This window comes from Sphingopyxis sp. sgz302558, from assembly GCF_057220455.1.
In genome coordinates, this window is record NZ_JBXPUZ010000001.1 from 372840 (window position 1) to 385599 (window position 12760).

The 12760-nt window shown below is 64.7% G+C and carries 15 protein-coding genes; 8 read left to right on the forward strand and 7 right to left on the reverse strand.

Translation table 11 applies throughout. The features are described from left to right. Position 1 precedes the first annotated feature (1 nt). The 4 genes from AC2TC0_RS01785 to AC2TC0_RS01800 all read right to left on the reverse strand — a co-directional run bounded on the left by AC2TC0_RS01785 (position 2) and on the right by AC2TC0_RS01800 (position 3161). Complete coding sequence (locus AC2TC0_RS01785) at positions 2 to 793, reverse strand: inositol monophosphatase family protein (RefSeq protein ID WP_484715773.1); 792 nt, start codon at positions 791 to 793, stop codon at positions 2 to 4. A gap of 130 nt (positions 794 to 923) precedes the next feature. Continuing rightward, positions 924 to 1859, reverse strand: coding sequence for a ribose-phosphate pyrophosphokinase (locus tag AC2TC0_RS01790; RefSeq protein ID WP_484715774.1), 936 nt, complete (start codon positions 1857 to 1859; stop codon positions 924 to 926). Positions 1860 to 1899: 40 nt separating this feature from the next. Further along, positions 1900 to 2616 carry a sterol desaturase family protein gene (locus AC2TC0_RS01795; protein WP_484715775.1) on the reverse strand — a complete coding sequence of 239 codons (717 nt, stop codon included), beginning with the start codon at positions 2614 to 2616 and terminating at the stop codon, positions 1900 to 1902. Between the two features lie 2 nt (positions 2617 to 2618). Further along, positions 2619 to 3161, reverse strand: a complete 543-nt coding sequence (locus tag AC2TC0_RS01800; protein WP_484715776.1) for a hypothetical protein — start codon at positions 3159 to 3161, stop codon at positions 2619 to 2621. Positions 3162 to 3702: 541 nt separating this feature from the next. Between AC2TC0_RS01800 and AC2TC0_RS01805 the strand changes: the two genes are divergently transcribed. After that, positions 3703 to 5379 carry an NAD+ synthase gene (locus tag AC2TC0_RS01805; protein WP_484715777.1) on the forward strand — a complete coding sequence of 559 codons (1677 nt, stop codon included), beginning with the start codon at positions 3703 to 3705 and terminating at the stop codon, positions 5377 to 5379. Positions 5380 to 5448: 69 nt separating this feature from the next. On the opposite strand, the gene AC2TC0_RS01810 is transcribed toward AC2TC0_RS01805, so the two are convergent. Beyond that, positions 5449 to 6588 carry a diguanylate cyclase domain-containing protein gene (locus AC2TC0_RS01810; protein ID WP_484715778.1) on the reverse strand — a complete coding sequence of 380 codons (1140 nt, stop codon included), beginning with the start codon at positions 6586 to 6588 and terminating at the stop codon, positions 5449 to 5451. 130 nt (positions 6589 to 6718) lie between these two features. Here AC2TC0_RS01810 and gltX point away from each other — a divergent pair, with 130 nt between their 5' ends. The 3 genes from gltX (at position 6719) to rpmG (ending at position 9254) form a co-directional block, all read left to right on the forward strand. Beyond that, the gene (gene gltX / locus AC2TC0_RS01815; RefSeq protein ID WP_484715779.1) at positions 6719 to 8035 is read left to right on the forward strand and encodes a glutamate--tRNA ligase; all 1317 of its coding nucleotides are present in this window, start codon (positions 6719 to 6721) and stop codon (positions 8033 to 8035) included. A 159-nt stretch (positions 8036 to 8194) separates the two neighbouring features. Then, entirely contained in the window at positions 8195 to 8908 is a 714-nt protein-coding gene (locus tag AC2TC0_RS01820) for an energy transducer TonB (RefSeq protein ID WP_484715780.1), read from the forward strand. Positions 8909 to 9086: 178 nt separating this feature from the next. Beyond that, positions 9087 to 9254: a 50S ribosomal protein L33 gene (rpmG, locus tag AC2TC0_RS01825; protein WP_484715781.1), complete on the forward strand. Its 168-nt coding sequence runs from the start codon at positions 9087 to 9089 to the stop codon at positions 9252 to 9254. Positions 9255 to 9469: 215 nt separating this feature from the next. Here the strand turns inward: rpmG and AC2TC0_RS01830 are convergent, their stop codons facing one another. Then, on the reverse strand, positions 9470 to 9832 hold the full coding sequence (locus AC2TC0_RS01830; RefSeq protein WP_484715782.1) for a response regulator: 363 nt from the start codon (positions 9830 to 9832) through the stop codon (positions 9470 to 9472). Between the two features lie 56 nt (positions 9833 to 9888). On the opposite strand from AC2TC0_RS01830, the gene AC2TC0_RS01835 reads away from it, so the two are divergent. Genes AC2TC0_RS01835 through AC2TC0_RS01850 form a run of 4 tightly spaced genes read left to right on the forward strand, consistent with a single transcriptional unit; the run spans position 9889 to position 12439 of the window. After that, positions 9889 to 10170: a DUF3572 family protein gene (locus AC2TC0_RS01835; RefSeq protein WP_484715783.1), complete on the forward strand. Its 282-nt coding sequence runs from the start codon at positions 9889 to 9891 to the stop codon at positions 10168 to 10170. Then, the gene (locus AC2TC0_RS01840; protein WP_484715784.1) at positions 10170 to 10811 is read left to right on the forward strand and encodes an HAD family hydrolase; all 642 of its coding nucleotides are present in this window, start codon (positions 10170 to 10172) and stop codon (positions 10809 to 10811) included. Before AC2TC0_RS01835 ends, AC2TC0_RS01840 begins: the two co-directional genes overlap by 1 nt. Before the next feature lie 11 nt (positions 10812 to 10822). Continuing rightward, positions 10823 to 11293 carry a RidA family protein gene (locus AC2TC0_RS01845; RefSeq protein WP_484715785.1) on the forward strand — a complete coding sequence of 157 codons (471 nt, stop codon included), beginning with the start codon at positions 10823 to 10825 and terminating at the stop codon, positions 11291 to 11293. Positions 11294 to 11299: 6 nt separating this feature from the next. Further along, positions 11300 to 12439: a GNAT family N-acetyltransferase gene (locus AC2TC0_RS01850; protein WP_484715786.1), complete on the forward strand. Its 1140-nt coding sequence runs from the start codon at positions 11300 to 11302 to the stop codon at positions 12437 to 12439. Here AC2TC0_RS01850 and AC2TC0_RS01855 read toward each other — a convergent pair. Further along, the gene (locus AC2TC0_RS01855) at positions 12436 to 12756 is read right to left on the reverse strand and encodes a hypothetical protein (RefSeq protein ID WP_484715787.1); all 321 of its coding nucleotides are present in this window, start codon (positions 12754 to 12756) and stop codon (positions 12436 to 12438) included. The genes AC2TC0_RS01850 and AC2TC0_RS01855 overlap by 4 nt on opposite strands. Positions 12757 to 12760: the final 4 nt, after the last annotated feature.

The window sequence follows — 12760 nt, forward strand, 5'->3', positions numbered from 1 at the left end:
TCTATTCCCCCTGCCCGATGGCCTCGAGCACATCTTCCAGCCGCGCCGGATCGCCCAGCGCCAGCACATGGCCCTCGCTGGTCGCCGACAATGGCTCGCCGTTCCAGTCGCACATCATCCCGCCGGCGCCCTCGACCACCGGCACCAGCGCGGCGAAATCGTGCAGTTTCAGCCCCGCCTCGCACACCAGATCGATGTGCCCCGACGCGAGCAGACCGTAGTTATAGCAATCGCCGCCATAAAGGATGCGCCGCGACACGAGCTGGCTGGCGAGCGCCAGGAAATGCCCCGCGGCATGATCGTCAAAGGCGTGCGGGCTGGTCGTCCCCAGCACCGCTCCGTGCAGCACCGGGCAGGCGCGCGTGCGGATGGGCGTGCCGTTGAACCACGCCCCGCCATCGACCGCATCGATCGCGCCGACCCAGCGCTCGCGTGCAATCGGCTGATCGATCACCCCCAGCACCGGCCAGCCATCGACGAGCAGCGCGATCAGCGTGCCAAAGGTTGGCTTGCCCGCCATGAAGCTGGTCGTGCCATCGATGGGATCGAGCACCCACTGCCGCGAGGCGCCCGGCCGTTCGGCGCCAAATTCCTCGCCGATAATGCCGTCACGCGGCACCTCGGCATTCAATATCCGCCGGATCGCTTCCTCCGCCGCGCGGTCCGCCTCGGTGACGGGCGAAGCGTCGGATTTGGTCTCGTGGGTGAATGCGGCGCGGAAAAAGGGCCGGATTGCCGCCCCGGCGGCGTCGGCCAGGCGCTGCGCAAGGGCAAGGTCGGTCTGGAGGGTCATCACTTATCCCTTACCCGTCTGCCCTGAGCTTGTCGAAGGGCCGTTCTTTCTTTTGGACGGCGAAGAAAAAGGACAGTCCTTCGACAAGCTTAGGACAAACGGAGTAGGGGGATTGGCGGCTTGCCCAGCCTCAATCAAACAGCGACGAAACGCTGCTCTCATCGGCAATGCGCTTGATTGCCTCGCCCAGCAGCGGCGCGACGGTCAGCACGCGGACGCGCGCGCTGTCGTTCACCGCATCGGTCGGCTGGATCGAATCGGTGATGACCAGCTCGGTCAGCTCGCTCGCCTCGACCCGCGCCACCGCGCCGCCCGACAGCACGCCGTGGCTGCAATAGGCGACGACGCCCTCGGCCCCGGCGGCTTTCAACGCGCCCGCCGCATTGCAGAGCGTGCCTGCCGAATCGACGATATCGTCGATCAATATGCAAAAGCGCCCGGCGACATCGCCGATGATGTTCATCACCTCGCTCTCGCCCGCGCGCTCGCGGCGCTTGTCAACGATCGCGAGCGGCGCGTTGTCGAGCCGCTTGGCGAGCGCGCGCGCGCGCACCACGCCGCCGACGTCGGGCGACACCACCATCAAATTGCGGTCACCAAAGCGCGCCTGAATATCGGCGCTCATCACCGGCGCGGCATAGAGGTTATCGGTCGGGATATCGAAAAAGCCCTGGATCTGCCCCGCGTGCAAATCGATCGCCAGCACCCGGTCGGCCCCGGCGGTAGTGATGATATTCGCCACCAGCTTGGCCGAAATCGGCGTGCGCGGCCCTGGTTTGCGGTCCTGCCGCGCATAACCAAAGTAAGGGACCACCGCCGTGATTCGCTTCGCCGACGCGCGGCGCAGCGCGTCGCAAATGATCAGCAATTCCATCAGGTTATCGTTGGCAGGGAAGTTGGTCGGCTGGATGATGAACACATCCTCGCCGCGCACATTTTCGTGGATTTCGACGAACACTTCCTCGTCGGCAAAGCGGCGCACGCTGGCATCGGTCAGCGGCGCGTCGAGATAATCGGCAACCGCGCGCGCCAGCGGCAGATTGCTGTTGCCCGAGATGAGTTTCATTGCTGCTGAGTCCCCACGCGCGCCAAATGTTGGCCGCGCCTTAGCCACCACGGCTGGCAAGGGGAAGGCCAATCTGCTCGCCCGACGCATGGCGGCGGTGGGTGCCGAACAAATGGTCCCAGATGCTCAGCGCAAAGCCGTAATTGTGATTATGGTCTGTCCCATGCGCGCTATGATGGACGCGGTGCATCGCGGGCGTCACCCAGATGCGGCGCAGCACGGCATCGGCGCGTGCGCCCAAGCGCAGATTGGCATGCTCGATAACACTCCCAATCGCCAGCCACGCCTCGAACGCCAGCACCGCGACCAATGGCAGACCCAGAAACAAAGTCAGCGCGCTCTTGTAGAGCATCGACACGATGGCCTCGGCCGGGTTGAAGCGCACCGCCGTCGACACATCGAGTCCCGTGTCGGCATGGTGCAGCCGGTGCAAAGCCCACCCCCAGCGCGTCGCGTGAAACAGGCGGTGCTGCCAGTAAATGGCAAAATCCATGACGATGATGGCGATGACAATCACCGCCCAAAGCGGCAGATCGACCTGGCGCAGCAGGCCATAGTTCGCGCTCTCGGCCAGCACCGCAACGCCCGCCGGCGCGGCGACACTGCCCAGCCGGACGAGCACGGCATTGACCAGCCCAATCGCGAAATTCACCGGCCAACGCCGCCGCGCCGCCGGACGGTCGGGCCGCGCCACCTCGGCCAACGCGACGATGACCAGCGCCGCTGCGATCATCACCGCCGGCCAGAGCGCCGCCATTGTCATGCCCGCCCAAGGATCGCTGGTCCAACCAACGCCATCCACATAGCAATCCCGATGATGCCGCCAACCAGCACGGATGCTATGCTGACAATCATCCCCCGCGACATTGGCCGCGTTATCGCCCAGATCCAAAAGGCAAGCAGGCCGCAAATCTGGATAGCCACCAGCCAGACCGGCGACAGCCCTAACGCCAGGGCCGCATTATATTCATCGAAATTGGGCGTGCCCTGAAATGCCGCATTTTCGAACCAGGCCTTCGCCACCCAGAACAGGAAGACGCCGCCAACGATGAAGCGCAGCGGCGCCGTTATCGCCAGGGCAAAGGCCCAGCGCGATCCGGGAAATTTTGTCAGCCCCCATGCAGCGATCGCCATCAGGATGATGGTCACAAGCGGCCCCGCAGATGCCTGAAGTGCCACGTCCACATCGGTCGCGGACCCGAGTTTGGGCCCACCCGACACGCTGCCCACGTTCAGCCGAACCGGATACCCAAGGACAATACCGACGAAAAGATGGCCTAACTCATGCAGGACGATCCCCATAGGCGCCAACAGGGCACCCCAGCCCGCCAAGCGCATGAGATCCTGTCGACCCGAAGCTCGCCCTGACGCCACATCAGCGGCCGCCACCCCATATCTCCCTATATTGTCCTATCGACAAACATGGCCTGTTGGCCCGGTGCATGCAACAGCAGCCGACCCCGCCATTGCCGCCGTTTCCTGTACCCCCAATGAAAAGCCCGTCGCCCTGCCTTCGATACCTGCTGCTAGTTCCAAACCGCCCAAGATCCAAGCTCAGGCCGCGCACCCCCATTTTCCGCTTTCCTACATCCTCCGCTTATGTCTTAGCTTCGGGAATGTTCGTCCACGCGCCCGCCCTCGCCAATGCTTCCCCCGTTCCCGGCGCTAAAGCTACAAAAGCAACACCTAAGGGACGCATGGCCGTGTCTTTTGTATCCTTAACCCCCGGTCTCCGCGCCGTCCTGCCTGCCCTGATGCACCCGGTGTCCAGGGGGGGGGATAGCTTCTACTTTCTGAGAAATGCTGGGGTTTCAGCGCGCCCATCGAGCGCCGGAACAGGGGTATGACCGACGCCCTCACCCCCGGTAAACTGACCATCGTCATTGCCCAGCTGACGCAGGCCGTCGGCGACCTCACCGCCAATGCTGCCGCGATGATCGCCGTCCGCGCGCGGCATCCGTCCGCCGACCTGATCCTTTATCCCGAGCTCCAGCTGATCGGCTATCCGCCCGAGGATCTGGTGCTCAAACCCGCACTGGCGACCCGCGCCGCCGAGGAGCTCGCCAAACTCGCCGCCGCCACCGGCGATGGCGGCCCCGCGATGCTCGTCGGCAGCGTCGAGCGCGATGCGGATGGCAAGCTCTATAACATCGTGGCGCTGCTCGATGATGGGCGCGTGCACGCGGTGCGGCGCAAGCATGACCTGCCCAATTACGGCACGTTCGACGAAAAGCGCGTCTTCGCTGCCGGGCCGATGCCCGATGTGGTCGAATGGCGCGGCGTCAAGCTTGGCCTGCCGATTTGCGAGGATGGCTGGTATCCGCCCGTCTGCGCGCACCTCGCCGCGCAGGGGGCAGAACTGCTTATCTCGGTCAACGGCAGCCCCTATGAAATCGACAAGGACGAACGCCGCCTGAGCGAGGTGTTCGCGGGGCGCGTTGCCGAAACCGGGCTGCCGCTCATCTTTTTGAACCGCGTTGGCGGGCAGGACGAGCTGGTGTTCGACGGCTGCTCGTTCGTGCTGGGGGCCGACGGGACGATGCGCCACCGCCTGCCCGATTGGGAAGAGGCCGAAGCCGTCACCCACTGGACGCGCGGCGATGATGGTTGGCACTGCGATGATGGCGTCATCGCGCCATGGGACGATCACCCCGCCGACATCTATCACGCCATGCTCATCTCGTTGCGCGACTATGTTGATCGCAACCGCTTTCCGGGCATCGTCTTGGGCCTGTCGGGCGGGATCGACAGCGCAATCTGCGCTGCCATCGCCGCCGACGCGCTGGGACCCGAGCGGGTGTGGTGCGTGATGCTGCCCAGCCGCTTTACCAGTCAGTCGAGCCTCGACGACGCCGCCGCCTGCGCCCAGATGATCTGTGCCCGCCACGACGTCATCCCCATCGTCCCGGCGGTCGAGGCGTTTGACGCCATGCTCGAGGGCAGCTTTGCCGACCGCGACAATGACACCACCGAAGAAAATGTGCAGTCGCGCATTCGCGGCGTGACGCTGATGGCGCTCAGCAACAAATTTGGACCCATGCTGCTGACGACCGGCAACAAGAGCGAGATGAGCGTCGGCTATGCGACCATCTATGGCGATATGGCGGGCGGTTATAACCCGCTGAAGGATGCGTATAAAACCACGGTGTTCGCGCTGGCGAAATGGCGCAACGCCAATGTGCCGCGCCTGTCGCTCAATCCTGTCGCGCCGGTGATGCCCGACACCATCATCACCAAGCCACCCAGTGCGGAATTGCGCCCCGACCAGAAAGACGAAGACAGCCTGCCGCCATACGCGGACCTCGACCGCATGCTGCACATGCTGGTGGAGGAAGAGGCGAGCGTCGATGACGTCGTGGCGCGCTACGGTTTTGACCGGGCAGCGGTGGTGCGGATCGAACGGCTGCTGGCGATTGCCGAATATAAACGGCGGCAGGCCCCGCCAGGAGTAAAGCTGGGCACGCGCAATTTCGGCCGCGACCGGCGCTATCCCATCACCCATGGATTCCGCACGGGTTAATGTTTGCTGCGCTGGCGTGGAAGCGGCGCGCGCGCGCGGCCGGGCGTTTCACCGCCGCTGAAGCAGGAATCAGGCGGCCGCGCGGTTGGCCCGACGCGTCGTGCCCGCCTTGCGGTCACGGCTGTCTTTTGCGGCATAGAGTGTCGCATCGGCGGCGGCGAACAGCTCGGTCAGGTTGCGACCGTCCTTGGGTGATACCGCCATCCCGGCGCTGGCACCCAGCGTGATCTGCGCGCTGCCGACATGAAAGGTGGGGACCAACGCGGTCAGCATGCGATGGACGCGCGCGGCGAGCGACGCGGCTTCGGGTCCGGCCACGAGAAGCGCAAATTCGTCGCCGCCCAGCCGGGCGAGCATCGCGTCCGCGCCCACCGCGCGCTGCATCCGCGCGGCAATCTGCACCAGCAGCGAATCGCCCGCCGCATGGCCGTGACGGTCGTTGACGGCTTTGAAACCGTCGAGATCAATGAGCGCAAGGCCGACCATCGCGTCGGGCGCGGCAAAGGCATCTTCGGCGAGTTCAACCAGCGCGCGGCGGTTGAACAGCCCGGTCAGCGGATCGGTGTTTGCCTGTTCACGCAGCCGGTGTTTGAGCAGCATCAGGTCGAGCAGCTGGCGGTGCTGGTCTGCAATCATCCGCACCAGAAAGAGCGTGGCGATGGCAACAAAGGCCCCGGCCACGCGGTCGAGCTCGCTGCCGAACAGCATCAGCGCAGTCGCGATCGGCGTAATACCGCCGGCAAGATTGGCATAGGACACCATGCGGATGGCGGCGACACTGAACGCCGTCGTCAGCGAACCCATGGCGATGAACATGGGGAAATAGCTTTGCTGCTCCGGCGCGGCATAGTGCCAGCTGGCGATGCACCAAAACGAACACAGCGCACAGATGGCGCAGGACAGCAGCGCCGTGCGCACAATCTGCCGCCGCGCTGCATCGGCAGCGATGCACTTGCCGCGCTGCGTCAGCCACCACAGCAGCCGCAGCCCCGCGCCGACAATGACAAAGCAGGGGATGCCGATCCGCACCAGCCAGGGCGCGGAAGCATCGGCCGCCAGCATTGCTGTAAAGACGACCAATATGATCGTGAGGTAGACGGTCGGCAGCCGCTGCTGCAGTTGCTCATAGCGAAGCAACGCCACTTCATCGCGGATTTCCGCCGGAATCGGCGGCCAAATCTGGTTCCGGAGTGTTTGCAGCCCAGCCATGCTGCTCGCATAGGCCGTTAAGGAAAACAAAGCGTAAAACCGAAGACCCGTTTGCTAACGGATTCGCATTGGAATGAAACATTGGCAGTCGCCCTCGCGCTGCCCCAAAAACCCGCTATAGGCGCTGCCCATGACTGTCGTGACCCGTTTTGCTCCTTCACCCACCGGCCATTTGCATGTCGGCAACGTCCGCACCGCGATTCACAACTGGATGTGGGCCAGGAAGCACGGCGGCCGCTTTCTGCTGCGCATCGACGACACCGACGGCGAACGGTCGCGCGAGGAATTTGTCGAAGGCATCCGCGCCGATCTGGCCTGGCTGGGCCTGACCACCGACGGCGAGGAACGGCAGTCGGCCCGTTTTAGCCTCTATGAGCAATCGTTTGAACGGCTAAAGGCGGCGGGACGCGTCTATGCCTGCTACGAAACACCCGAAGAACTCGACATCCGCCGCAAGATATTGCTGTCGCGCGGTCTGCCCCCGGTTTACGAGCGCAAGCCCGCCGATGCGCCGGTGCCAACAGGCATCGCGCCGCACTGGCGCTTCCACCTCGACCATGATGCGCCGATTGTTTGGGACGATCTGGTGCGCGGCCCCCAGCATTTCGACCCCAAATTGCTGTCCGACCCCGTCGTGCGCCGCGCCGACGGCAGCTGGCTCTATCTCCTCCCCAGCGTGATCGACGATATCGATATGGGCATTACCCATGTCGTGCGCGGCGAGGACCATGTGTCGAACACCGCGGCGCAGGTGCAGATGTTCACGGCGCTCGGCGCCGCGCCGCCGGTATTTGCGCACGAGGCGCTGCTGGTGGGGACCGAGGGCAAGCTGTCCAAGCGCCTCGGCGCGCTGGGAATGGACCATTTTCGCGAGACCGGTATCGAGCCCATCGCGCTGCTCGCGCTGCTGGCGCGGCTCGGGACGAGCGACCCGGTCGAGCCGGTGACCGAAGTAGCGCCGCTCATTGCCAGCATCGATTTTGCTCGCTTCGGACGCGCCCCGGCGCGCTTTGACGAGGAAGAACTGGCGTTGCTCAACTCCAAAATCATCCACCAGCTGCCCTATGCGACTGTCGTCGAACGGCTGCCACGCGCGATTTCGGCGGCAGCATGGGACGCAATCCGGCCCAATCTGGCGACCGTTGCGGAATCCGGTGCGTGGGCCGACGTGCTGGCGACCGGATTCCCTCCGCCCGCCGCTGCTCCCGACGATGCCGACCTGCTGCGCGCTGCCGCTGACCTGTTGCCCGGCCTTAACTGGGCCGCCGACCCCTGGCACACGCTGACCGGCGCGCTCAAGGACGCGACGGGGCGCAAGGGCCGCGCGCTGTTCATGCCGCTGCGCCTCGCGCTGACCGGGCGCGACCATGGGCCGGATATGGCGGCGCTGCTGCCACTGATCGGGCAGGAGGAAGCTGTGCGGCGGCTGCGCGTGGCGGCCAACTAAGCCGCGCGTTGCTTTCCGCGAGCGTCAACTTTCCGTAACGACCAAGATGATATATTATCACTCTGTCAATCCGTTTTGGGATTGGCTTCGGTGCCTCGCCGACCCGCGCACAAGACATGCTGGCGGCGGCGCACCGGACCTTTGGCAAGGAGAGATGCCATGAGCCTGATACCCCTGTTGCTGGGCCGCGCGGCGACCCATGCGATCCCCGAAACCGCCGGTCCGGCACGCTACAATCCCGGCGGCGGCCACCGTCCGGTTGTCGGCGCGGTCGCGGTCGGATTGCCCGTCGCGCTGGTGGTTGCGGTGGCGCTGTCGCCGTTTGAAATGCCGATTAAGTTCAAACCCGGTGGGCCGATTGTCATTGATTTCCCGGCTCCGCCGCCGCCCCCGCCACCCGAGGCGAAGGATCCGCCGCCCAACCAGCCGCTGCCGCCGATAACAGCACCGCCCTCGCCGCTGCCGCCGGTCTATGATCCTCCAGTCGCGCAGCCGCCGATGGACGGGCCGCTGCCACCGCCCTTGCCCCCTATTGGCACCGATCCGCCGGTTGCTGACCCGCCAATTCCGGTGCCAGTTCCCCAGTTCATCGAGGCCAAGCTCGATCCGCGTTACAAATCCACTTTCCAGCCCGATTATCCTGCCTATGAACAGCGCAGCGAGATTGAAGGCAGCGTCCGCGTGCGCGTGTTGGTCGGGGCCGATGGCCGGGTGAAGGAGGTCGTCGAGCTGTCGAGCAGCAGCCCTGGCTTCTTCACCGAAACCAAACGCCGCGCGCTCGCCAAATGGCGGTTCAAACCCGCGACGCGCGGCGGCACTGCGGAGGAAAGCTGGGTCACCATGACGGTGCGTTTCGAGCTGAATCGCGGTTGATCTGCGGCGGGCGGGGCCAGCCCGGAACCGCCCCGCCCCCTTGACATTGCCGAGGGAATCGACCAATGGCGCGCGCTACCGGAGCGGCAGCGCGCCAGCGCGCCGCCCTTTTTCGTTTCAACCATCGGCGGCGCGGGGCAATGTCCCGCCCCGCAGCACTGTTTAGGGATTAAGGGTCATGGCCAAGCCGACCACCGTCAAAATCCGGCTGGTAAGCACCGCCGACACGGGCTTCTTCTATGTCACCAAGAAGAACCCGCGCACCATGACCGACAAGATGGTGCAGAAAAAGTACGATCCCGTCGTGCGCAAGCATGTCGAGTTCAAGGAAGCGAAGATTAAGTGACGCATTTCCCCGTGCGCTGAAAGCGCGCGGCCTTGGAAATGTGTCACCCCGGACCTGATCCGGGGTCCAGCACCCAACGGGGCGGCCATGGTGCCGCCCTTTTTCGTTCATGTTCGTCGTCCCGCACTTGATGCGCGGCTTGGCTGCTTCCTGTGCTGTGGCTCAGAAAGTCTAACCCCGTATCAAGTGCGGGGTGACGCGGAATATCACAACCCTCACGCAAACGCCCCCACGCTCTCGATGAATTTGATTACCGAGATCGGCTTCGACACATAGGCCTCGGCGCCGGCCGCGCGGATACGGTCTTCGTCGCCTTTTCCGGCATAGGCGGTCACCGCCATGATGGGCACCGACGATAACTGGGCATCGGCCTTCAGTTGGACGATCAGGTCCATGCCACTGACGTGCGGCAATTGAATGTCCATGATGATGAGGTCGGGCTGCACCTCGCGCGCGCGCGCCAGACAGTCGCGGCCGTCGCGCACCGCGTGGGCGGTATAGCCGTGTGCGTTCAAGAGGTCGCAGAACAGCCGCAGGTTCAGCTCATTGTCTTCGACCACCAATACGGTCTTGCCCATGATATCACGCTACTTTCGCGGCTTGTGTCGCGCGCGGGTTTAGGCGAAGCGGGGGCATGAAACAATCACCCCCGCCCAATGCCGACGATGCGGCGCTGGCGCTGACCGCCTTGGCATGGATTTTGGGCGACGAGGCGCGCGCGGAGCGGTTTTTGGCGCTTACGGGACTGACGCCCGATGCCTTGCGCGGTGCATTGGAAGACCGCGCGACGCAGGCGGCAATCTTAACCTTTCTGACAGGTCACGAAAATGACCTTGTGTCTTGCGCGGCGGCCATCGATAGCGACCCCGCCTTACTCGCTGCCGCGGCGGCCCGACTCGATGGAACCGGATTTTAATGACCCGCCCGCTGATCATCACCGATTGCGACGAAGTGCTGATGCACATGGTCGTGCCTTTCGCGCAGTGGGTCGACGCCGAACATGGCATTGAATTTCGCATCGAGGACGCGAGTTTTGCGGGCGCGCTGAAGCGCAAGGAGTGCGGCACGCCGCTTGAGGCGCTCGAGGTGTGGCCCTTGCTCGACGCCTTTTTCACGCACCAGATGCCGACGCAGACCCCGATTGCCGGGGCGTTGGAGGCCTTGGCCGCGCTGTCCGAGATTGCCGATATCGTCATTTTGACCAATGTGGGGCCGGAGCATCAAGCGCGCCGGGTGGAACAGCTTGCCGGGTACGGCGTGCGTGTTCCGGTAATTGGCAGTCGCGGCGGCAAGGGCGAACCGGTCGCGGCGCTAGTTGCCGAGCGCGCGCCCACGGTCGCGCTATTCATCGACGATCTGGCGCAGCATCATGGTTCGGTCGCCGAACATGCCCCCGACGTGTGGCGGCTGCACATGGTGGGCGAACCCGCCATTGCCGACAAGATCAAGCCCGCGCGCCATGCGCATGCGCGGATCGACAATTGGGCAGAGGCGCGAGACTGGATCGCCACGACTTTGCTCGCGGGTCAGCCCGCCCCCCTCATCGAAACCGTCTGAAAGGACCGCATATGACCGATGTTCCTGCCCGCTTTGCCGAGCTTGGCTTGACCCTGCCCGCCCCTGCCGCGCCGGTGGCTGCCTATGTGCCGGCGGTCGAGTATGGCGGCCTGCTGCATATTTCGGGCCAGCTACCCTTTCTGGACGATGGCAGCTTCGTCACCGGGCGGCTTGGCGATGATGTCGATCTGGCGGGTGGGCAGCATGCAGCCAAGCGCTGCGGGGTGATGCTGATTGCACAGATTGGCGCGGCGCTGGGGGGCGACTTTTCGAGGGTTGAACGCATTGTCAAGCTGGGCGTGTTCGTCAATTCCACTCCCGATTTCACGGACCAGCCGCAGGTCGCCAATGGAGCGTCCGAGCTGATGGAGGCGGTGTTCGGCGCAAGCGGCAAGCACGCCCGCAGCGCGGTCGGTGTCGCTGTGCTGCCGCGCGGTGCAGCGGTGGAGATTGACGCCATCGTTGCGGTGCGCCCGGCGTAAGGCAGCATGGCTGAGGCCGATCGCCTCACCCTGAAAATCGGCAGCGGCGTCGCCGACGTTCCGGCCGCCGCGTGGGACGCGTTGCACGATGGAAGCAATCCGTTCGTCAGCCACGCTTTCCTAGCCTTGCTCGAAGAATCGGGCAGCGTTGGCCCTGGCACCGGGTGGCAGGCCGCGCCGCTGATGGTTGAGGATGCGGGGGGCAGGTTGCTCGCCGCCGCGCCCGCCTATGTGAAGGGGCACAGCCAAGGCGAATATGTGTTCGACCACAGCTGGGCCGACGCTTGGCACCGCGCGGGCGGTGATTATTACCCCAAGCTGCAGCTTGCCGTGCCCTTCACCCCTGTCCCCGGACCACGCTTGCTGGGGCGCGATGCCGATGCACTTGCGCTACTGGTGCATGGGGCGGAAGCGGTAGTGCGGGGCAACAGCCTGTCATCGGCGCACGCAACCTTTGTCGCGCCTGACCAGATGCCGCTGTTCGAACGCGCCGGCTGGCTGCCGCGGCGCGACATCCAATTTCATTTCACCAACCCCGGCTACCGCGATTTTGATGATTTTCTCGAAACGCTAACCTCTGCGCGGCGCAAGCAACTGAAGAAGGAGCGTGCGCGGGCCAGCTCAGGATTGACGCTGGAGAATCGCAGTGGCGCGGAGCTGACACCCGCCGATTGGGACGCCATGTGGTATTTTTACCAGGATACCGGTGCGCGGAAATGGGGCCAGCCCTATCTGACGCGCGCCGCCTTCGACCTGTTAGCCGAGCGGATGATGGACCGCATCATTATGTCGTTGGCCTATGATGGCACCGCGGCAGTGGCAGGCGCGCTTCACTTTATCGGCGGCGACACGCTCTATGGCCGCTATTGGGGCGCGCGCGCCGACATCCCCTTCCTGCATTTTGAGCTTTGCTATTATCAGGCGATCGACATCGCCATTGCACGCAGACTGAAGACGGTCGAGGCGGGAGCGCAGGGCGGGCATAAGCTCGCGCGCGGCTATGCCCCCGTTGCCACTTGGTCAGCGCATTATATCGCCGATCCCGGGTTTCGCCGCGCGGTGGGCGAATTTCTGGAGCGCGAGCGCGCCGCCGAGGAAGTCGAAGCCGACTGGCTAGCGCGGCATTTGCCCTATCGCAAGGCTTAGGCCGCGTAGCGGCGTGCTTCTTCCACGGGACGGCGGGCAGTTTCGTCGAGCCAGGCGCGCGCCTGACGCTGTGCTTCGGCGATTTCCTCGCGGCTCATTTCGGCCGAGACGTCGGCGCGGCACTGCTGGCCTTCGCGGTTGCCAGCCAGCGCAGCCAAGTTGAACCATTTGTGTGCCTGGATGAGGTCGACATCGACCCCGCCGCTGCCGGTGGAGAAAGCGATGCCGAGGTCGAAATAGGCCGCCGCTTCGCCACGTGCGGCCCCCGCCAGGCTGCCTTCGACCAGATACTGCGCGCTCTTCATGCTGTTGGCCATGTGC